This window comes from Pedobacter xixiisoli (assembly GCF_900215335.1).
Taxonomy (GTDB): domain Bacteria; phylum Bacteroidota; class Bacteroidia; order Sphingobacteriales; family Sphingobacteriaceae; genus Pedobacter; species Pedobacter xixiisoli.
The window spans coordinates 400,499-421,725 of record NZ_OCMT01000004.1 but is presented as its reverse complement, the minus strand read 5'-3'; the positions used below and the strand labels follow the sequence as shown (position 1 = coordinate 421,725).

The window sequence follows — 21,227 nt, the reverse complement described above, 5'->3', positions numbered from 1 at the left end:
TTACTCATTGCAATGCCGTAATCAGCTTCAAAATATCAACCTCTCCATGCCAACTTGATAGCACAATTCGGTTTAAAATACTTCCATTCCTATCGGGATAAGGGAAAGACGAAATTAGGATTTTTTCTTGCAATAATCGTTGCTCTATAGCTTTCTCCTTGTTTAAAAAAACAGGGAATGCATCTGAGTAAAGCCAGTCGCTATTACAGGGCAATAATTGCCTAAACAATTTTACGTTAGCTTGAAGTTTTTGATAGGCTACTTTGTAAAGCTCTTGTCCTTTCATAAAAGCGTACAATCCAGCTGCAGCGGGCGGCGAAGCACCATAAAATTCATCACTCTGTTTCAGTTTCGAAATAGCTGCGTTGGAACCAAAAACAACCCCTGCATCCAAACCTAAAGCTTTCGCCATTGATGCCACGATGACCACATCTACATTTGATATTTTGGGAATACTTTGAAGCGCACTGAAACCACCATTAATGATACCAATACCATGAGAATCATCAATTATGAGCATCACATTTTTAGCAGGGCTGATATCCTTAATGAAACTAAAATCGTAAATTTCTGGATGAAGATTGTTTAACGAGTTACTTAGCAATACCCAATTTTCTTGTTCTGAGCTATTAATTTCTTCAACCAACTGCTTAGACCAAACTTCAAAATCCAAATTATTAAACGGATTTCCATCCAGCCATAATGCGGGATGTGTGTTTGGCGCATATCGAATTGCACCAAAACTAGCGTAAGCCTGCACCGTTAGCTTTGCCACCAAATAACCACTAGAAGTGATTAAGGCGGCCTCTGCTCCATATCGTTCTGCTATGAAAGCCTCTGCTTCATCGTAGATTGCCAATTGGATATTGTTGCCTCTACTTGTGCCATTATTAAGGCCGTAACGTTGTATGCCTTCTACGTAAATGTCTATAAAATCTTTATTTTGAGGGATGCCTAAATAGGCTGTACCCCCGAAGTAAAGATAGTTTTCGTTATTAACCGTTAGCTTTGATGATAGATGCTCATCTAATTGGTCGAAATCAATTTTAACACTCATCAATATGTTCTTCCAAGCTGGTCGTTAGCGGCTTTTATCAGTGAAGTTTCATCATTTGTATCCTGTCCAAATTCCCAGAACATGATGCCATTACACTTATCTTTTGCTAGCTGAGCTTTTTGCTTGATTGTTGGCATACCGTTATAACCGTATGCCACACCACTAACCGTTGCTACATTTACATCAGCATTTGCTTTAGATGCCGCTATAATAGCAGCATAGGTAATGCTACTCCCCGTAGCGCTCTTACCATAAATAGGCATACCTAAAATAGCCTTCTCTTTTGGCATGCCCTTGGTACCTAACCAAAAATTCAAGCTAGCTTCGGTCATTTTATAAGAAGCATGATTTAAGGGTTCCGAGGTGTCATATCCAGATCCATCATATTGCATAATGTTAAAGAAGTCTACATATTGGTAAACCTCTGGTGCAATAGCATGCCTATTGCTTGAGGCATAAACCCCAGGTGTTATGGCTGCGCTCAAAAATTTATTTGCTTTATGTAGTTCTGCACTCAATTCTTTCATCAGCAAGGTATAATTTGCATTCGGATTAACATCCGTAGTACTTGTTGTTCTAGGGTATTCCCAGTCCATATCTAAACCCGCCAAATCATTTGCTTTTACAAAACTCACTAAATCTGCTACAAATTTAGCCCTCGTGGCAGAGTTGCCCGCTACTGTTGCAAATATGCTTTCTGCACCCATTACAGAAATCCCAAATTTTACATTATTCTGTGCTGCTTTTGATTTCAACACATTAAAACGCGATTGTTCGGTAGCTGTTAAAGAAACTACAGAGCCATCTGCCGTTGGGTTTATATTTAAAAAGGCAAAAAATAAATGAGTAATCATTTTATACTTTGCATCTGGTATTAACGCTGGATCTCTGTACCCCGGCATATAAGCCACGACTTTAAAGCTTTTATCTGAAACATAGGAATCAACAGGCATTGGCGCTGGATCATCTTTTTTACTACAAGACGCTAAAAAAATTAATACCGTAGCTAGGTAAAGTAAATGCTTTTTCATTTCTCAGTTTGGCTTAAAGTTATTGTATTCTATTCTTGAGGGTTAGCGAATTCAGAATAGTAATATTAAGAATAATTTTTAAAAAACGCAATAATCTGCAAATTCAAATAAAACCACAGATAGTATTAGACGAGCAAGCACTCTATTCTATTTAAATAATTGCAAAAAACTGCAAAAACAATTTCAACAGTAATTAAAATGTATCGTGGATATAAGTCATTACCCGAACCATTTCCTTTCTAATTTCTGACGTAGACTGTACATAATTATTATTCATGAATGAGTAAAGCAAGAACTTTCCTTTTTTGGTAATGAGGTAGCCACTTTGATTGTGAACACCAGATAAAGTTCCCGTTTTTCCATATACAAATGGCGTATCAGTTTTTGGATAAGCATTTCTTAAAGTACCTGTTTTTCCTCCAGCAGGCAACATGCTAAACAACCTTTCTTGGTTATTCACTTCTTTGTAAATGAGGTCTAGCAATTTAATTAAAGACCTTGGTGTAAACAAATTACCTCTCGATAATCCAGAACCATCTACCCATTTGGGCTTGTCGGGCAGCTCAGTCAAATACTTTTCTTGGATTGCGGCAATTACTTTTGGAGTACTCAATTCAAGACCTAACTTATCTGCATAGGTAAGCAGCAACTGTTCTGCTACGAAATTATCCGAAGGCAACATCAGCTGCCTGAAAACATCGTCACTTTTAGAACTGTAAACGGTTTTTGCGTCTTTAGGCAATACATAATTTACGACATGCACCTCTTTCTTCAAGGTATCCGCCAACAAAGTAAGTGTAACACCTGTTGAAGTTTTGAAAGGAATCTGCTGTTCGTAATTAGCTGTGGTCTTAGCCGTTGGATAATGGAATTTATTGACTAAAAACTCCCTCTGTACGTTAAATTTCGATGCTTTATCTGTACTGTCTACACTAAAGCAAGAATTAAAAATTTTAGGAGAAATATTCATCTCTCCTGCTTGCTTAGCGGTTACCAAAACTACATTATCGTACAATGGCATTTCCGTAATTTCTGGCTGATAATAATCGTTGTAATCATCCCAACTCCAGCCATTTCCAAAAAAGTTACCGGTATATCGCCCGCTGGCAAAAAATAATTTCTTATCACTATTCTTCAAGATGTCGATGGCCTTGGTGCCCTTCAAAACTGTATGCAACAAAGAAGGATCTCCCGCTCCCCAAAAAATCAGTGAATCTCCTTTTTCAACGTATCGCAACGAAGGAATTGAATCTGGTGTAATCTTTAAGCCGGCATAAAAGGTAAAAAGTTTGGTGTTAGAAGCTGGCGTAAAGTATTTATCTGCATCTTTTTGAAAAATCATCTCACTACCAGCCATATCGTATAAGGCAAATCCTACTTGATATCTCTTCAGCATTTCAGAATTTTTAAACTCTTTAGATACCTTTTTGGCTATGATTTGATTAGGCTTACAGGCATAAAATGTAGCCATAGTGGACAGCAATGAACTAAATAAAATATTTTTTAATCGGATATTATTCATCAGAAATAAGGTTATTTAAATTAATGCCTGTACGTTGAAGCTTAACTTTTAATTTCGAAACAATGTTAGGTGTGCACTAATTTATTAATTTAGATTCATGAACAACGGCAAATCAAACATTCATTTGAAAATACTGTGTATTTTTATTGCCTGTAGTTCAATAATAGCAAGTTTTGAAAAAGCCTTAGCGCAAGATTTTAAATTCAATAATGGCAGAAAAGCGCAAAGTATTCCCTTCTCCTTAACTAAAAACCTAATTATTATTCCCATTTATATTAATGAAAAAGGTCCTTTCGATTTCATTTTAGATACCGGAGTAAATCCAATGATTGTTACCGATTCTACTTTAAAAGAAAGCTTAAAGGTACCTTTTCCTCGTGCAATCAAAATTAGTGGTTATGGCAATTTCGAGGGGGTTGATGCCTTTCTTGGTGCTACAGCAGTTAAAATCGGGGATGCAGAAGCCGAAAATATTCCAACGGTTTTTTTAAAGGATGATGTACTTCCCATCTCTGGCTTTGCGGGCAGAAAGATTTACGGATTAATAGGCTACAATTTTTTCAATAGTTTTTTGGTGAAGGTAGATTACACCAATAAATCTTTACGTTTTGCAAGTCATCCGAAGAAAATCAAATTAAAAGGAGAAAAAATTCCGTTCGAGCTTATTGAAAACAAGCCCTACATATCGTTAACGATAGAACAGGAAGGCTTGGGAACTAAAACCATCAAAGCACTGGTTGATTGTGGAGCCAGCCACGCCATATCACTGGAAGCTTTGGAAGGCAAATCTTTTCCAAAGCCCCAATTTACCATGAACGCCAATCTAGGAAATGGCTTAACAGGACAGGTAAATGGTCACATCGGGAGAATATCGTACCTGAAAATAGGTAATTATTTGTTGGATGATGTGATTTCTAATTACCCAGAATACAACATCGATTCGTTAATGAACAAAGGACGAAATGCCAACTTAGGTGCAGAAATTTTGAGTCGTTTTAATACCATATACGATTATCAAAACCGGTTAATGTACATTAAAAAGAACGAAAAATTTAATCGTGATTTCGAGCATGACATGTCTGGAATTGAGCTTTATACCGAAGCTGGACCGCCGTCAAGAACAATTATCAATAAAATAGAGCCTCAATCGCCAGCAGATTTAGTTGGTTTAAAAGTAGGTGATGAAATCATTTCCATTAACTTTAAAAAAATAGATGACTACACTTTAGACGATATTGGCGCCGCATTTAAAGCAAAAAATGGTTATAGTATTGTGGTAGAAGTTTGGCGAAATAAATCAACTCTTATTAAATTACTAAAACTGAAAAAACGAATATAGAACACACATGAAAACTCTTTTACGAATATTCCTTTTAACGCTCGTTTCTGTTAATATTTACGCCCAAGATTTAGATTCCTTAGTTTTTACAAAAGCCAAATCGGATAAAAAATCTGTTGCTAAAAAAACAAAGGTCTACACTTATCAATTTACCGATAGTAGCCTATTTAAAGCAAACCAATATATCAGCTTCGTTGAAGTGGGAAACCATAAGAAAGCACCAGTTTTTTTCATTGGTTACGATAAAAAGGAGTTGATTACAACATCGGATTTTGCTAAAAAATATAATGCAACTGTGGCCATCAACGGAACTTTCTTTGATATCAAAAATGGAGGCTCGGTAGATTTTATCAAAGTAAATGATACTATCATCAACCAAAACAGACAGGAAAAAAACAACATTAGGGCTTTACATCACAAAGCCGCAGTTGTAATTAATGATTATAAATTGGGCATTAAAAAATGGGACGGCTCGGACACTTGGGAAAATAACCTGAGTGACAAAAATATAATGCTTAGCGGACCTTTGTTAAGATTGAATAACGAAGACGAAAAATTGGATTCTGTTCCGTTTAACAAACTTCGTCATCCACGTACAGCGATAGGTATTAAGCCCGATGGAAGTGTACTTTTGCTAACGGTTGATGGCAGGCAGCAAAATTCGGCAGGGATGAGTTTGTTCGAGCTTACCAAAATTATGAAATGGTTGGGCTGTACAAGTGCTATCAACTTAGATGGTGGCGGTTCTACTGCACTTTGGGTGAGCGGCTATGGCGAAAATGGAATAGTAAATCATCCTTCTGACAATAAAAAATGGGACCACGAAGGCGAAAGAAAGGTTGCCAACGTTATTTTTATCAAAGGCAAACCCTAAATTGCGCCTTTATTCAGATTCTAACAAATGAGTTTTAAACGTATACTGTTCCTATCGTCGATAATTGCCGTTACTTTTTATGCCTGTGGCGGCGGTTCAGAGGGCGAATCCAACAAAAAAAACAGTTCTTCATCTACAGAAAATGAAGAAGGCCTAACTTTTAGAGATGTAAACGGAGTTAGGTTTTATGAGGTAAAACGTAGATTTAGCAATGGGCTTTCTTTTAACAAAGACGGTTTTATGCTGCAACCAACTTGGATTTTGGAATACAAAGCTCCCGATACCATGTTGGCTTACAGTCCCGAAAAAAAAGGCATGGAAGCTTTTTACCTGCAATTTGACCATGGTAGGGTTTATAATTTTGCCAGAGAATTTTTTAGGGTTAAGAAAATTGCAAAAGACAGCTTGATTCTACAACGTTTACAGGTAGATGCCCGTGTAATTACCAAAGGCGAAGTTTCGGATGTGAATTGTACTTACTACACCAAAGATTACATCGAAAAAGTACTTAAAACCACCGTTGGAGAGCTACAACGTCCTACATCGGCTGATACGGCATTCATCAAAAATTTATCCAAAAGAACCTATAAACATCCTGCAAATCCTGATTCTGCTTTTGCGGCAACAGAGATTGTAAATTTCAAGCCTAACAGCAAAAATGTATCCTTAAAACTGATTGGTTATGCCGACAGTGGCGCACATAGAAAATCTTTCGCCTACATGTACCCAGAATATCGCGTAGAAATCAACAAATCCTACAAAGAATTTCGCTACCGTTTTTCGGTAATTGTTGATGTAAAGGGAAATTTATATGTGAACAGAATTGAAGGCGTTTTACCTGAAGATATGCCACATAGAAAGAAGCTAATTCAGGGTATAGCAGATGTCTATTTAAAAAATCTGCTTCACATTAAACCAGGAACAACACTGGGTATACCACATTCTAGCGAGATTACAATTAGCTTGGTTGGCAATAAGTAATTGCTTTACAGGAATTGTTGAAAAAAAATCAGTTTTTCTTGTATTTAGATTTAAATCTGTACCTTGCAAACTTAATACATAATATAATGCAAGAAGGAACAGTAAAATTTTTCAATGTAACAAAAGGTTTTGGATTTATCGTACCAGCAAATGGTGACGCTGAAATCTTCGTACATTCAACAGGCCTTATCGACGAGATTCGTGAAAACGACAAAGTTCAATACGAAGTTGAAAACGGTAGAAAAGGCTTAAACGCCGTTAATGTGAAAGTAATCTAATTATTATCATATTTCACCAAAAAAGCCCCGAGAACATTCTCGGGGCTTTTTTTATTGAGGTTCGATTTTCAATTTATTTCTTAATCTTCGTGAAAAGCAATTCTGGTTCATTGGTAGTAATGTAATCTACCTTTTGCTCTAACAACCTGTCCATATCCGCGGCAGCGTTAACTGTCCAAACATTAATGATTAAACCTAAATCTTTAGCTTGCTTAATCCAATCTGGATTTTTCTTGAAAACGTTTTGATGATAATCTAAGCCATAGAAACCTTCTTCTTTCAATTTTGCCGGTTCCAATTCTCCATTTAAATAAGAAACCTTTGCATTTGGCACATTAGCAATCAGGTATTTACCAATAAAATGACTGAAGGTAATGTATTCAATCCAAGGCGTAGCTTTCAACTCGTTAACTGTGGCAATTACTGATTTCGTTAGCGCCTCTTCCCTTTCTTGCGTTTTCTGAGGTTTAATCTCCAAAATCAACTTTGTTTTCTTCTGCTTGATGCCGGCTTTAAGGTACTCTACCAACGTAGGGATACTTTCGCCATTACTTAATTTCTTGTAATCTACTAACTCTTGGTAAGTACTTGTAGCAATATCTTTCCCTAAAAAATCGCCATTGTGGTTAACTACAACGATATTGTCTTTTGTAAACTGCACGTCGAACTCGCTCCCAAAACAACCAATTTTAATGGCCTCTTTTAAAGATGCAATAGAATTTTCTGGCAAGTTTTGAGTTTTAAAAGCCCCTCGGTGAGCGATCACCACGTTTTTGTTCCAAGATTTAAATTGTTTTTGCGCTAATGCGGTTCCAGTAATCATCATAGCTAAAATAGCTACAAAAAATCTTTTGTTCATTGTGTGTTGTTTTTTGTTATTGGTTAAACCTGATGCAATATACACCTGTTCTGTTATTTTTTGTTTTTATTGGTTATATTTTACTTCTAATTTATACTTTATTGTTGTTTTATGCAACAAACCGAAAGCATTTAACACAAAAATCCCGACTTTCATTTTAGACGCACATTTTTTACCTTTATTGTCGTTTGATACTGTATAAACTTTAAAACCACTTAGGCCAATAGCTTTTGCTAAATTATTTTACTTATAAGTACATAGACAATATTATTCTACGTATCTATGTGGTAAAAGCTACTTTAAAACATCAAGATAAATGGGCAATAACTACAACTTACTGCTACAAAAAATCAATGAGTTTACCCGAAAGTTTTACCTCAACAAACTTTTACGAGGTAGCATGTATGCCGCTGCCCTAATTTTAAGCCTTTATCTTGTTCTCTTCGTTTGGATTTTCTACAGCTATCCAAGTATATCCACAAAAACATTACTCTTCTACTCGTATCTCGCCGTTTCCTTAATTGCCATCCTCTTCTGGATTGTAAAACCAGCGCTTTCTTATTTCAAACTAAGTAAAAATTTAAGCTTAGAAGAGGCTGCAAATTTAATAGGAAACCATTTCTTTAATGTTAAGGATAGGTTATTGAATACTTTACAGCTAAAGGAACTGGCTGATCATTCACCTCAAAACAGTGCGCTAATTTTAGCCGGAATCGACCAAAAAATAAACGAACTACAACCTATTCCGTTTGCTACTGCAATTAATTTGGGCGATAATAAAAAGCACATCAAATACATTGCGCTGCCACTTTTCATCATTTTAGCTATTGGAATTATTGCTCCTGCTATTTTGAAGGAAGGCACCAGCAGTTTCATTCGCTATAATGAAGAAGTTTTGCCCAAAGCGCCTTTCGAATTTGTAGTTCAAAACAAGCATTTGAATATTACGCAGGGCGATGATTTGACCCTCAAAGTAAAACTGACTGGTAATGAATTTCCGCAGGATATTTACTTGGAAGATGGCGTGAATAGTTACAAACTGGAAAAGGAAGATATCAGTCATTTTAGCTATACCTTTAAGAACGTTCAAAAAGATAAATCTATCCGCTTTAGCGGCGGCGGTTTTAATTCTGCAAGCCATATCATCAGCGTAAAACCTCGACCTTCTTTATTAAATTTAAGTGCAAAGTTGGTTTATCCAGCATATTTGAACAGAAAAGCTGAAGAAGCACCAAATGTTGGCGATTTGCTTATCCCCGAAGGAACAAAAGTAAACTGGAAATTAAAGACGGAAAACGCTGAACAAATCAGTTTCATTTTACAACAGAAAGTTCATCAAATTAATGTGGTTGACAATAGCGCCAATTTTAGTGCGGTAATCAAGCAAAATGGCAACTACCAAATCGTTCCAAAAAATCAGTTTGTTAGCTTACGCGATTCGTTAAGTCATCAATTAACCGTAATTAAGGATCAATTTCCTAGCATTGCTGTAACAGAAACTCCAGATAGCTTAAGTAGTAAAGCTTTGTATTTTACGGGTGTAGTTAACGATGATTATGGGTTTTCATCCCTAAAGTTTAGGTATCAAATTAAAGAGAAAAACAAGGTTGTTGCACAAGGAACAAAAGCCATTGCGATTAAGAACCAACAAACGGAAAATAATTTTTTCTACCTCTGGAATTTGAACGAGGTTGCTACCAAATCTGGCCAAACCATTGATTACTTTTTTGAGGTGGCAGATAATGATGGTGTAAACGGAGCCAAAGTTACTCGCTCAGAAATAAAAACCTACCAAGCGCCAACACAGCAGCAGATTGCGGAAAAATTGGCGGAAGGCAGTCAATCGTTGAAACAGAAAATGGAACAAACCATTAAGTTGGCCAATAGCATTGAAAAAGACAGCAAAAAACTGAGCGAAAGCTTACTGGATAAAAAACAGCTCAACTTTGAAGATAAAAAGCAGATTGAGCAATTATTAGATAAACAAAAACAGTTAGACCAAGCGGTTAAGGATATCAAGGAGCTGAACGAAAAAAATAATTTCGATAAGCAGGAAAATGGACAATTAACAGAAGAGCTAAAAGAAAAGCAGAAGAAAATAGACGACCTCTTCAACAATGTTTTGGATGAAAAAACGAAGGAACTTTTACAAAAGTTACAGCAGTTGATGGACCAAAACAGGAAAGACCAAACCAGAGAAGAGCTCTCGAAAATGCAAATGGACAACAAATCTGTAAAGAATGAGCTAGACCGTATTTTGGAACTCTACAAGCAGCTGGAATTTGAGCAAAATCTGCAAAATAAAATCGACCGGCTAAATGAAATGGCCAAAGAGCAGAAAGACTTATCAAATCAAAGTAAGGACAAAAATTCGTCACAGCAAGATTTGAAAGAGAAGCAAGACCAGCTTAACAAAGATTTCAAGGATTTGAAGAAAGAGCTGCAGGATTTGGACAAAAAAAATCAGGCATTAGAGAGACCAAACGATTATAAAAATCCCGAAAAGGAAACCAATCAAATAGAAAAAAACCAGCAGGAAAGTAAGGAGCAGCTGAACCAAAATAACAAACAGAAAGCTTCAGAAAAACAACAGCAAGCCAGCGAGCAGATGCAGCAATTAGCGCAGCAAATGCAAGAGCAACAACAAGCTGGTTCTGAAGAAGAAAATAAAGTAAATGCGCAAGAACTTCGCAAGTTGTTAGAAAACTTATTGAGCACTTCTTTTGAACAGGAAAAAGTAATGATGTCGCTTCGTAAAATGGGACCGACCGACCCTGCCTATGTTTCGCAGGCGCAAAAGCAGAACATGATTCGTGACAACATGAGAACTATTGCCGATAGCTTGTTTTCATTGAGCAAACGCGTTCCCCAAATTGAAAGTACTGTAAATACAGAAGTAGAGAAAATCAACTTCAATATTGGAAAAGCGATAGATTTTTTGGGCGATAGAAGAACTGGCGAAGCCAACCGTTCGCAGCAGTTTGCCATGACTTCGTTAAATAACTTGGCGCTGATGTTGAACGAGGCTTTAGAGCAGTTGCAAAATGCCATGAAAAATGCCAAAGGCGGCAAAGGCAAGCAAAAACAAAGCATGCAGCAATTACAACAAATGCAAGAGCAGCTGAACAAAAACATGCAACAAGCCAAAGAGAAAATGGAACGTGAGGGCAATATGGGCACAGTTCCAAAAGGACAAATGAGTCAGGAATTTGCTAAAATGGCGCAGCAGCAGCAAATGATTAGAGAAGCTTTGGAGAAAATAAACAAGGAAGACAATAAAGATGGCAAAGGCTCACTAGGTAATTTGAATCAGGCTGTGCAAGAAATGAAACAATCTGAATTGGACTTGGTAAATAAGCGAATCAATCAGGAAACGATTAACCGTCAGAAAAACTTAATGGTGAAATTGTTGGATGCAGAAAAGGCACAACGAGAACAGGAACAAGACGAAAAACGTGAAAGCAATGCGGCAAAACAGTTTCCTCCTTCTTACAAACAAATGCTAGAGAAATTTAATAAGAGCATGCAGAGTGAAAGTGAGCTGATTCAAAAATTGCCACCAAACTTGAATTACTACTACAAGAATAAAGTAGCAGAGTATTTTAGGCTGTTAAATTCGACGAAAAAGTAGTCTAATCGTGTAAATTTAACCACAAAGAAACCAAGTACGCCAAGCACCTTTTTTTATAATCATGAAATTGTCAATCATAAGAGTCTTAGTGATCTTTGTGCCTTCGTGGTTAATTCTTTTTTAACTTTGCTTTTTCAAATATCGTCATGCCAAAAATCAATTTCTTCACAGAAGACATCAGCTATACATTAAAAGGAAAAACAGCCATTAAAAAATGGTTACAAGAAACTATTGTCTCAGAAGGCTATCAATTAGCAGAGCTGAACTTTATTTTTTGCTCCGACGAATATTTATTGCGTGTAAACCAAGATTTCCTTCAACATGACTATTATACCGATGTAATCACTTTTGACAACTCTGAGGAGCTTAAAACGATTCTGGGAGATATTTTTATCAGCATTGATAGAGTGAAGGATAACGCTAAGCAAAATAACGCAACTACACATAATGAACTATGCCGCATCATGATTCATGGTACCCTGCATTTATTGGGCTATAAAGACAAAAGCAAAAAAGCAAAAACGGAAATGACCGCCAAGGAAGATTTCTATTTGGCATCAAGAAGTTAATGTAGTTGAAAACTTAAGCCTAAGACTACCTTCCTATCCTTTCTTATAACAAAATCTTTATTTTAGTGATAACCAAACATTAAACGAATGCAAAATGGCTACAGAAATCATCACCACAACACCCGAAAGCGAAATTGTAAGTTCGAGAGTTTTTAATTTCAAGAGAACAATTGTTTTCCGAGCTTGGTCAGATGCTAATCACCTTAAAAATTGGTGGGGACCAAACGGGTTTACAAATACTTTTAACGAGTTCGATTTTAGGGTTGGTGGAAAATGGAGTTTTGTAATGCATGGACCAGACAAAGGAAATTATGCTAACGAATGCGAGTTCCTTAAAATTGAAGAACCTTCGCTTATAGCTTGGAAAAGATTTTCCAAACCACTTTTTCAAGTATTAGCCACTTTTGAAGAATTATCAGAAGATGAAACAAAGCTCGTTTTCAAAATGCTTTTTAACACAGCAGAAGAGTGTAACAAACTGAAGCCTTATGTGGTAGATAAAAATGAAGAGAACTTTGACCGTCTCGAAATTGAGCTTCAGAAAATGATTTAGTTGTTATGATCAAGACTTATGAAGTTTCGAAAACTTCTTAAGTCTCACAAAAAGCTTAAAATTTTAAGGCACAAAAATCAAATAAATCAAGTAGCTAATCATCAACCCTAAAACTGCAGTTACGAATCCTGCTATTCGCTTCTTCTTGATAAACAGCAGTAAAATTAATCCCGTTAAGGAAACCAAGATTAGAAATACAGCAGAAACGTCGATTAACCAACTCCACCCTTTTCCCGAATCGCGACCTTTGTGTAAATCGTTCCAAAGCGCAATTACACCCATTTTGATTTCTGTAATTTCGTAGGTTCCGCTTTCTCGGTCAATAAAAGCATCGCAAGAATATGCCGGACCTTTAAACGTAACCGTTACATCATAATCCTCAATTCTAAACTCGCTAACTGCACCTTTTACTTTGTATTTCTCCCTTAAAAATTCTACAATTTCTAGCTTCGCAATTTTGTTTGTATCAGGTTGATTTACCCAAATTACATTTAACTTTCCTTTGTATTTTTCTTCAATCTGCTTATCGCCGCCCAACCAATTGGGATGATTTAAGGTCAATCCTGTAAAGGAAAAGAACAAGACAATAGCAAAGCTCACCATCGAAAGGTAAATGTGTAGCCACCTAGAAAGTTTAGCTACTTCTTTCCTTGCTCCGCCGGATTTTTTAGTTTTCGTTGCCAATGTTATCTATTTCTTCTTTGCAAACTCAAAACTTACGTTAGAAATCTCCAAATTTCCGTTGTGAGTCACTTTTACCGGAGCTTTCAACAATTGCAACGGCTGGCGCAAAATTTCGTCTGTACCGTGCTCTTTTGCTGTTTCTATGATGATGGTATACTTGCCTTGTGGTACATATTTTCCGCTGTCGTCTTTACCATCCCACTTTACGGTGTACTTTCCAGGATTTCTGGTAGCACCAGTTACCGAGGCATAATTATTTTTATCTGCATTGAAGCGCTCTCCATTAATACGGTACCAATTCCTCAAATCTGGAATCCACTTTGGTTTATTGTACCATAAAGCTAAATTTCTAACCGATTCTCGTTTGTCGTTTTCTACCCAAATAGCCGCAAACGGACGGTGGCTATTGTCTTCTATTGCATTAAATTGAAAGCTGACAGCCAACTCAAATTTCGGGTCCCAAACTTTTTCAAAAGCGGAGTTTACCGCGATTTCAGTTTTCTCAACTGGTTTTTCTTCTGCTATAACATACTTATTCCAGCCGCTGCTGTTTACTATTTTTCCGCTTTTAGTTACGATAATATACTCCACTCCTGCTACTTTCTCTGCCAGCGCTTTGCTTTCTGCTAAAGTCAATACGTTGAAAGCCGTAGCCAAGGCACCAGCATCAACTGCATTGTCTGCAATTACAGTAGCACTGATGATTCCATCTACAGGCATTGCGGATCTTGGGTCAACAATGTGCGAGTACCAATTTTTTCCCACTTGTACACCCCTGCGGTAATTTCCGCTAGTAGCAACCGCTTTATTTCTTACACGTAATTTCGCTAACGGAGCATCATTATCTGCATTTTCTATAGGATTCGTCACATAAACCAAATCCCTCTCATTTCCTTTTGTAACTAAATCTCCTCCAATATTTACCACCACATTGTTTACCTGCGCAGCAGCAAAAGCAGCTTCAGTAGCTTTGTTAATGATGTAACTTTTCGCAAAAGAATTCATTACCAAAGGCACATGATCTAATCTGGTAACTGTTAAGTCTGCACTATTTAGCAAATAATGCTTCTTTTGGATTGTAGCAACTGCATTTTTCAACGCCAATTTAGTAGGCAACTCATTTTTAGCAGCTGCATCACGCCATAGCTGCGAAGCCACAACAGCCGAAGCATCTAAAGCTCCATTTGTTTTTTGCTTCCAAGCATCGAACAAGCTCAACATTTCAAAAAGTTCCTTCGAAACCCTTATTGGCTTATTCAAATCCTGCTTCATCCATTGGCTGAATTCGCTGTTAACATCATAAGCACTAAAAATATTCGAAAGCCTTTTGATTTCCTTCAATGCCGCCTGCTCCGCCTTATTCACTTCAGCTTCAGATGTGCTCATCATTTTAAATTCTAGCGATGTTCCTAAAATATTTTCGTAGTTAGAAACATATAAATGTGCCTTTGCTGGCCTTTCTACCCTATCGGGATGACTGCCCACCAATATAAATGCAGTAAGCACGGTAGCTAATATCTTCATTGTATTTATTAAGTTTTATTCCAGATAAGAGCAAAGTTAGCCTCTTGGAGCCAAATTCAATGCGGCTAAGCAATTTTTATTTCATCTCGAGAAGTTCTCCAGCCAAAAACTTTAATCAATAATGAATTAAAAAAGCGAAGTAAAATCCTTAATTAACCTTAACTCCTTAATGTTTCAATTAATATTTAATGATACATGCGAAATTAAGCTACCTAAATTCATCAAACTTAATTTGTTGACATTCCACTCAAAAATACGCGACCGTTCGTCGAAAAATTACAAGCGTTGGTCGAAGCAAAACTCTCGCTGGTATAAACCTTCAACATCTGCTGCAACGTTTTCCAAATGATACAGTCTTATAGATGTAACCAATTAAAAAACAGAAAAATATTTAAATAAATAACGATATGAAAACTTCTATTAAAAATCTATTCGCAGCCATCTTAACAGTAGCTATCAGTACAAGTGCTCCAGCTTTTGTAAACGCTTCAGCAACAAAAAAAGTAACTGTAGTAGGCGAAGTTAAAAAGTTCAACAAATTAAACGTTGCTGGTAACGTTGAAGTAATCTTGGTTCAAAGCCAAAATCAAAGTGTACAAGTTTACGATAACTACTATGCAAAAAATGCTTTAGTACAAGAGAAAAATGGCGAGTTAAGAATTAGCTCGTTCAATAAAGAAACCTTAACGGTTGTGGTTTACGCCAATCAATTAAACGAAATTACAGTTAGCGACAGTGCAATAGTAAAAACTAGCGGAAAATTTAGCGCACTTAGTTTAACCATTAATTTGAAAGACCAATCTAAAGCAATTTTAAACACAAACACTGTTGATTTATTCGCAAACGTAAACGGAAAATCTAGTTTAACTTTAAGCGGTAATACTGGTGAATATAACGCATCAATTAACAATTTGGCAGCTATCAATATGGATAAATTTACTGCCGAAAATAGTAGTATCCAATCTAAAAACACTGCAGTAGCCCAAAAGCAAGTTGCAAGCAACGAGCTACCTACTAACGATGTTTTAACCATTTTTTAAAATTCATATTCACATATAAATTTAGTTTAGTTTTAGTTAACAAGCGGGTGGATGCCCGCTTTTTTTATTTCTATTGATTTCGAAAAATATATTTTAGAAAAGCAATATCACTACAATAAGGGTCCCGATAGTCCCGCTTTCCGCTTTACTCCATTTGCGCTGATAGCGCTTCATTTTGTGCTCGCTTTAATCGGGTTTAAATAATGTAAACCAGTTCTCGTATTTAAGTTTTCTTGCGCAGCCTAATTTGAGCTACCAAAAATCAATTGAGCAAGTTCAACATAAACCCTACCCTTTACAAAAATTTAGTTATCTTGTGAATTTATAACAACCAAATATGAAACCGATCCCGAAAATATCGGGAGAGTGCTTATCAACTTTGAAAAATAAAACCGAGTTTACGAGCTCATTAATACAAAATGAGAAAATAAACAAAATATTAATAAAACAGATAGATGAAATTCGCTTACTCCCTTAAGCAAAAGACCAAGATTGCGGTTTTGCTGTTCTTAATTATGGCTTGTACCATTTTGATTCGTTTACTCGAAGACAGAAGTATTAAAAACATGGAAAAGGCATTTTCTTCTTTGTATAACGACAGGCTCGTTCCGGCAACTGATATTTTCTACATTTCCGAGAAGCTTTACGCAAAGCGCTTCCTTCTAGAAACATTCGTTTATAGCGATCAAAATAAACTTTCTGCTCAGCAATTAAACAACAAACTTAAAACGTACGACAAACATATTGATACGTTATTAGCTAAGTACGAAAAGACATTTTTAGTAAAGAATGAAAAAAATCATTTAACTGAATTAAAAGTTAAGTTATTAGAAAATAAAGTTCTGGAAAAAAACATCTTATTAAATGCAAATACCTTAGAAAAAACAGCGCTTAGAAAGTTATACGACAGCAATGCCGAACAATCTTTTTTAGATATTTCTAATACTCTTTCTCAACTTACAAAAGTCCAAACCGTAGTTGGGGAACAATTAAAGGAAGAATCTCAAAAAATTGTAAGAGGCACCAATCTATATTCCACTTTACAACTACTTATTGCCATCATTATTGGAGCTTTAATCGTGTCAATTCTTGCCGCATCTAACGTAATGAACATCAGAAACGACAATTTCAATTTGAATTAATTAGATTAAACTTCGCTACATCCGTAACACACTTTCGTAATATTTTTTGGTTTAACAACTAATCTGTTAGCTACAAAGCATTAAGCAGTTATTATTCCGTACTTTTGCTGCGAATTTTCACCATATAAATAATTGTTTAAAGGGTGATGAAGCTATTCCGATAATCGGAATGGTTTAGTTTATATAAATCGTTTCAAAGCATCTTGAGTACATTAATTGCAGCAGAAGGGCTCGGCCACGCCTACCACGACGAATGGCTATTTAAAAATTTAACATTAGGAATTAATGCTGGACAGCGTGTTGCGCTGGTTGGCGTTAATGGCGCTGGTAAAAGCACGCTAATGAAATTACTTGCAGAGCGCTTCGCTCCGCTAGAAGGAAAGATTGTAAAAAATAAATCTACCGAGATTGGATTCCTGGATCAAGAACCATCTTTCCCAGATAATTCATCTATCAGCGACTTTATTTTCTCTTCAGAAAACAAGCAACAACAGTTGATAAAAGAATATGAAGAATTAATTGAGGAAGAACATCCTGATGAAAAGAAGCTCAACAGATTATATGAAGAATTAAGCGAGCACAATGCATGGGAATATGAACATCAAATAAAAACTATTTTGAGCAGAATGGGCATTAACCAACTGCAACAAAAAATAGATACTTTATCTGGTGGTCAGCGCAAAAGGCTTGCTTTAGCTAAACTTCTAATTGAAGACCCTGAAATTTATGTATTAGATGAGCCAACCAACCATTTGGATATCGATACGATTGAATGGTTAGAAAAAATTCTTACTTCAGGCGCTAAAACTTTATTATTAGTAACCCACGATAGATATTTTCTAGACAATGTTTGCAATACCATTGTAGAATTAGAGAGAGGGAAGACTTTCACTTACAATGGTAACTATGCTTATTTTCTAGAAAAGAAATCAGAAAGAGAAGCTCAAGATGATGCTACATTTCAGAAAAATAAAAATCTTTTAAAGAAAGAATTGGAATGGATGCGTAGAATGCCGGCTGCCCGTACTACTAAATCTCAATCTAGAATCGACTCATTTTATGATTTAGAGGAAAAAACTAAACAGCGAGTAGACCATCAAAAAGTTACGCTTAATGTTAAAATGGCCCGTCAAGGAAATAAAATTCTGGAACTAGAAAACATTAACCAAAGTTTTAATGATAAAACAATTATCGAAGACTTCAGTTATGTTTTCAAAAAAGGTGATAGAATTGGCTTAGCTGGTAAAAATGGCACTGGAAAATCAACACTATTAAATATTATTACTGGAAATTTAAATCCAGACAATGGTAAGGTAGACATTGGAGATACTACTCAATATGGCTATTACAAACAAGGCGGATTAAGTTTCAGCGGAAAAGAACGAGTAATTGATATCGTCAAAGCAGATGCAGAATATATTAAAATGGCGGATGGACAAACCATTTCAGCTTCTGCCCTACTTACACTATTTTTATTTCCACCAAAGAAACAGCATGGCTTTGTAGAAAAATTAAGTGGTGGAGAAAAGAAGCGTTTACATCTAATGAAAGTTCTGATGCAAAATCCAAACTTTTTAATTCTAGATGAACCTACAAACGATTTAGATATTGATACGCTAAATGTATTAGAAGAATTCTTAGAAAACTTTCCAGGTATACTAATATTGGTTTCTCACGATAGATACTTGTTAGACAAAATGAGCGACCAGCTATTTATCATGGAAGGCAATGGTAGTGTAAAAATATTCAACGGAAACTATTCAGAACATCGTAACAGCTTAGAACAAGAAAAAGAAGCTGCTGTTAAAAAGCAAAAAGCAGACGAACAAAAATATACAAATACTTCAAGCGTTAGTAAATTAACTTTCAAAGAACAACAAGAGTTTAAAAACTTGGAAGAAGCTTTAGCAGAAAACGAAGCGAAGGTTAAAAATTTATCGCAAGATTTAAATAATACTAATCCTTCAGACTATATCAAAATTCAAGAAATATCAGAAACAATAGAAAAAATCAATAAAACTATTGAAACAGATATGATGCGTTGGATGGAATTGTCTGAAAAATAATATAAATTCTTTTCATGTTTCACGTGAAACACGAAAGAAAAATATAAACAAAACAATGTTTCACGTGAAACATAATTAGAAATATGTTTAAAGAATACGACGTAATTGTAGTTGGAGCAGGTCATGCCGGTTGTGAAGCTGCTGCTGCTGCTGCAAATTTAGGTTCATCGGTGCTATTAATTACCATGAACATGGAGACTATTGCCCAAATGAGTTGTAACCCAGCTATGGGTGGCGTAGCCAAAGGACAAATAGTTAGAGAAATTGATGCTATGGGTGGTTACTCTGGTATCATCGCAGATAAAACAACTATCCAATTCAGGATGCTGAACAAATCTAAAGGTCCAGCAATGTGGAGTCCACGTACCCAAAATGATAGAAAAAGATTTGCAGAAGAATGGAGACTAACCCTAGAAAGTTTACCAAATGTAGACTTTTGGCAAGAAATGGTGAGTTCACTTTTGATAAAAAACAACACTGTTGTTGGTGTAAAAACTAATTTAGGTGTAGAGATTAAAGGCAAATCCGTAGTACTTACCAACGGTACTTTCCTAAATGGAATCATTCATATCGGTGAGAAAAAAATGGGTGGCGGCAGAACCGGAGAAAAATCTGCTACTGGTTTAACAGAACAATTGGTAGAATTAGGCTTCGAAGCTGGAAGAATGAAAACGGGTACCCCTCCTAGAATTGACGGTCGTTCGTTAAATTATAGCTTAATGGAAGAGCAATGGGGAGATGAAGAAAGAGGTAGATTTTCGTACACTAATGTAGCACTTCCAACAGATCAACGTTGCTGCTGGATTACCTATACCAACGATAAAGTACATGAAACTTTGAAAGAAGGCTTCGAAAAATCTCCGATGTTTACTGGTAGAATCAAAGGTTTAGGTCCTCGTTACTGTCCATCAATTGAAGACAAAATCAACAGATTTGCAGAACGTGAACGTCATCAAATTTTTGTGGAACCAGAAGGCTGGCATACTTGTGAGATTTATGTTAATGGATTTTCTACCTCTTTGCCAGAAGATGTACAATATAAAGCGTTAACTCAAATACCTGGTTTTGAAAATGCGAAGATGTTTAGACCAGGTTATGCTATAGAATATGACTACTTTCCGCCTACACAGCTCTCATTAACCTTAGAGACTAAATTAATAAGCAATTTATTTTTTGCAGGACAAATTAATGGCACAACTGGTTATGAAGAAGCTGCTAGTCAAGGTTTTATAGCAGGAATCAATGCACACCAGAAGGTTTATGACAAACATGAACTTATTATGAAGCGTTCAGAATCATATATAGGTGTTTTGATAGATGACTTGGTAACAAAAGGTACAGAAGAACCCTATAGAATGTTTACGTCTAGAGCAGAGCATCGTTTATTACTAAGACAAGATAATGCTGATATTCGCCTCACTCCTATTGCTCATGATTTAGGTTTGGTTAATGATGAACGTCTAGCAATCGTAAAACAAAAGGTAAAAGATTCTGATGATATTGTAGCTTTCACTAAAAAGCAAGGAATAGAAATGTCAGAAGCTAATGTACTAATGGAAGAGCTGGGTACATCGCCTTTAACTCAAAATGTAAAATTATTCAGTGTATTAACTAGACCTCAAGTAAACATTAGCGACATCAGAAAAGTCAGTGAACCTTTTAATAATTTACTTAATACCTTCGAAATAGAAACTGTAGAACAGGCGGAAATCAAGATTAAGTACGAAGCCTATTTTGAAAAAGAACAAGAGATTGTAAATAAAATGCAGAAGATGGAAGACAAAGCTATCAATCCAGATTTCGATTATAATACATTAGTATCTTTATCAAAAGAAGCTCGAGAAAAATTATTGAAGATAAAACCACGAACTTTAGGGCAAGCTTCTAGAATTTCTGGCGTTTCTCCTTCAGATATCTCTGTTTTAATGGTTCACATAGCTAAATAACTGAAAATCAATAATTTATTAATAAAAAATAACTAGTTAAAATAAAGCGTTATAAAAGCATAACTCAAAATTTTAATATTACAGTTCCAAAAAAGGTAAAAATCGATTAAAACGATTAAAAATGCTGAAAA

General features: G+C 35.8%; 17 protein-coding genes. 11 read left to right on the top strand and 6 right to left on the bottom strand.

From position 1 onward, the window contains the following. Positions 1-4: 4 nt before the first annotated feature. From CRO54_RS17990 to CRO54_RS17980, 3 genes are all read right to left on the bottom strand, one after another. The gene (locus CRO54_RS17990; RefSeq protein WP_097133463.1) at positions 5-1,057 is read right to left on the bottom strand and encodes an aminotransferase class I/II-fold pyridoxal phosphate-dependent enzyme; all 1,053 of its coding nucleotides are present in this window, start codon (positions 1,055-1,057) and stop codon (positions 5-7) included. Continuing rightward, positions 1,057-2,088: a glycosyl hydrolase family 18 protein gene (locus CRO54_RS17985; RefSeq protein ID WP_097133462.1), complete on the bottom strand. Its 1,032-nt coding sequence runs from the start codon at positions 2,086-2,088 to the stop codon at positions 1,057-1,059. The genes CRO54_RS17990 and CRO54_RS17985 overlap by 1 nt, the downstream gene beginning before the upstream one ends. Before the next feature lie 193 nt (positions 2,089-2,281). Further along, positions 2,282-3,559: a D-alanyl-D-alanine carboxypeptidase/D-alanyl-D-alanine-endopeptidase gene (locus tag CRO54_RS17980; RefSeq protein ID WP_276329157.1), complete on the bottom strand. Its 1,278-nt coding sequence runs from the start codon at positions 3,557-3,559 to the stop codon at positions 2,282-2,284. Between the two features lie 148 nt (positions 3,560-3,707). Between CRO54_RS17980 and CRO54_RS17975 the strand changes: the two genes are divergently transcribed. The 4 genes from CRO54_RS17975 (at position 3,708) to CRO54_RS17960 (ending at position 7,082) form a co-directional block, all read left to right on the top strand. After that, positions 3,708-4,949: an aspartyl protease family protein gene (locus CRO54_RS17975; protein WP_097133460.1), complete on the top strand. Its 1,242-nt coding sequence runs from the start codon at positions 3,708-3,710 to the stop codon at positions 4,947-4,949. Between the two features lie 7 nt (positions 4,950-4,956). Continuing rightward, a complete protein-coding gene (locus tag CRO54_RS17970; protein ID WP_097133459.1) occupies positions 4,957-5,823 on the top strand; it encodes a phosphodiester glycosidase family protein in 867 nt (288 codons plus the stop codon). 27 nt (positions 5,824-5,850) lie between these two features. Continuing rightward, on the top strand, positions 5,851-6,804 hold the full coding sequence (locus CRO54_RS17965; protein WP_097133458.1) for a hypothetical protein: 954 nt from the start codon (positions 5,851-5,853) through the stop codon (positions 6,802-6,804). 86 nt (positions 6,805-6,890) lie between these two features. Next, entirely contained in the window at positions 6,891-7,082 is a 192-nt protein-coding gene (locus tag CRO54_RS17960) for a cold-shock protein (RefSeq protein WP_097133796.1), read from the top strand. A 73-nt stretch (positions 7,083-7,155) separates the two neighbouring features. Here the strand turns inward: CRO54_RS17960 and CRO54_RS17955 are convergent, their stop codons facing one another. After that, entirely contained in the window at positions 7,156-7,941 is a 786-nt protein-coding gene (locus tag CRO54_RS17955; RefSeq protein WP_097133457.1) for a glycerophosphodiester phosphodiesterase, read from the bottom strand. Between the two features lie 316 nt (positions 7,942-8,257). On the opposite strand from CRO54_RS17955, the gene CRO54_RS17950 reads away from it, so the two are divergent. From CRO54_RS17950 to CRO54_RS17940, 3 genes are all read left to right on the top strand, one after another. Further along, the gene (locus tag CRO54_RS17950; protein ID WP_097133456.1) at positions 8,258-11,572 is read left to right on the top strand and encodes a DUF4175 family protein; all 3,315 of its coding nucleotides are present in this window, start codon (positions 8,258-8,260) and stop codon (positions 11,570-11,572) included. Between the two features lie 146 nt (positions 11,573-11,718). After that, complete coding sequence (gene ybeY, locus CRO54_RS17945; RefSeq protein WP_097133455.1) at positions 11,719-12,141, top strand: rRNA maturation RNase YbeY; 423 nt, start codon at positions 11,719-11,721, stop codon at positions 12,139-12,141. A gap of 94 nt (positions 12,142-12,235) precedes the next feature. Continuing rightward, positions 12,236-12,694: an SRPBCC family protein gene (locus CRO54_RS17940; RefSeq protein ID WP_097133454.1), complete on the top strand. Its 459-nt coding sequence runs from the start codon at positions 12,236-12,238 to the stop codon at positions 12,692-12,694. A 63-nt stretch (positions 12,695-12,757) separates the two neighbouring features. Here CRO54_RS17940 and CRO54_RS17935 read toward each other — a convergent pair whose 3' ends face one another. Together CRO54_RS17935 and CRO54_RS17930 are read right to left on the bottom strand one after the other, a co-directional pair. Continuing rightward, positions 12,758-13,378, bottom strand: coding sequence for a PepSY-associated TM helix domain-containing protein (locus tag CRO54_RS17935; protein ID WP_205944019.1), 621 nt, complete (start codon positions 13,376-13,378; stop codon positions 12,758-12,760). A 6-nt stretch (positions 13,379-13,384) separates the two neighbouring features. After that, positions 13,385-14,902 (bottom strand): DUF2271 domain-containing protein, encoded by a 1,518-nt coding sequence (locus CRO54_RS17930; RefSeq protein ID WP_097133453.1) that lies wholly within the window; start codon positions 14,900-14,902, stop codon positions 13,385-13,387. 407 nt (positions 14,903-15,309) lie between these two features. Between CRO54_RS17930 and CRO54_RS17925 the strand changes: the two genes are divergently transcribed. From CRO54_RS17925 to mnmG, 4 genes are all read left to right on the top strand, one after another. Next, positions 15,310-15,942 (top strand): GIN domain-containing protein, encoded by a 633-nt coding sequence (locus CRO54_RS17925; RefSeq protein WP_097133452.1) that lies wholly within the window; start codon positions 15,310-15,312, stop codon positions 15,940-15,942. Positions 15,943-16,397: 455 nt separating this feature from the next. Continuing rightward, positions 16,398-17,084, top strand: coding sequence for an MCP four helix bundle domain-containing protein (locus CRO54_RS17920; protein ID WP_097133451.1), 687 nt, complete (start codon positions 16,398-16,400; stop codon positions 17,082-17,084). 203 nt (positions 17,085-17,287) lie between these two features. After that, positions 17,288-19,150, top strand: a complete 1,863-nt coding sequence (locus CRO54_RS17915) for an ABC-F family ATP-binding cassette domain-containing protein (RefSeq protein WP_097133450.1) — start codon at positions 17,288-17,290, stop codon at positions 19,148-19,150. An 83-nt stretch (positions 19,151-19,233) separates the two neighbouring features. Further along, positions 19,234-21,096, top strand: a complete 1,863-nt coding sequence (mnmG, locus tag CRO54_RS17910) for a tRNA uridine-5-carboxymethylaminomethyl(34) synthesis enzyme MnmG (protein ID WP_097133449.1) — start codon at positions 19,234-19,236, stop codon at positions 21,094-21,096. Positions 21,097-21,227 lie beyond the last annotated feature (131 nt).

Coding starts and splice junctions, on each gene's coding strand:
- CRO54_RS17990 (WP_097133463.1), bottom strand. CDS start 1,057: ATGAGTGTTAAAATTGATTTCGACCAATTAGATGAGCATCTATCATCA.
- CRO54_RS17985 (WP_097133462.1), bottom strand. CDS start 2,088: ATGAAAAAGCATTTACTTTACCTAGCTACGGTATTAATTTTTTTAGCG.
- CRO54_RS17980 (WP_276329157.1), bottom strand. CDS start 3,559: ATGGCTACATTTTATGCCTGTAAGCCTAATCAAATCATAGCCAAAAAG.
- CRO54_RS17975 (WP_097133460.1), top strand. CDS start 3,708: ATGAACAACGGCAAATCAAACATTCATTTGAAAATACTGTGTATTTTT.
- CRO54_RS17970 (WP_097133459.1), top strand. CDS start 4,957: ATGAAAACTCTTTTACGAATATTCCTTTTAACGCTCGTTTCTGTTAAT.
- CRO54_RS17965 (WP_097133458.1), top strand. CDS start 5,851: ATGAGTTTTAAACGTATACTGTTCCTATCGTCGATAATTGCCGTTACT.
- CRO54_RS17960 (WP_097133796.1), top strand. CDS start 6,891: ATGCAAGAAGGAACAGTAAAATTTTTCAATGTAACAAAAGGTTTTGGA.
- CRO54_RS17955 (WP_097133457.1), bottom strand. CDS start 7,941: ATGAACAAAAGATTTTTTGTAGCTATTTTAGCTATGATGATTACTGGA.
- CRO54_RS17950 (WP_097133456.1), top strand. CDS start 8,258: ATGGGCAATAACTACAACTTACTGCTACAAAAAATCAATGAGTTTACC.
- ybeY (WP_097133455.1), top strand. CDS start 11,719: ATGCCAAAAATCAATTTCTTCACAGAAGACATCAGCTATACATTAAAA.
- CRO54_RS17940 (WP_097133454.1), top strand. CDS start 12,236: ATGGCTACAGAAATCATCACCACAACACCCGAAAGCGAAATTGTAAGT.
- CRO54_RS17930 (WP_097133453.1), bottom strand. CDS start 14,902: ATGAAGATATTAGCTACCGTGCTTACTGCATTTATATTGGTGGGCAGT.
- CRO54_RS17925 (WP_097133452.1), top strand. CDS start 15,310: ATGAAAACTTCTATTAAAAATCTATTCGCAGCCATCTTAACAGTAGCT.
- CRO54_RS17920 (WP_097133451.1), top strand. CDS start 16,398: ATGAAATTCGCTTACTCCCTTAAGCAAAAGACCAAGATTGCGGTTTTG.
- mnmG (WP_097133449.1), top strand. CDS start 19,234: ATGTTTAAAGAATACGACGTAATTGTAGTTGGAGCAGGTCATGCCGGT.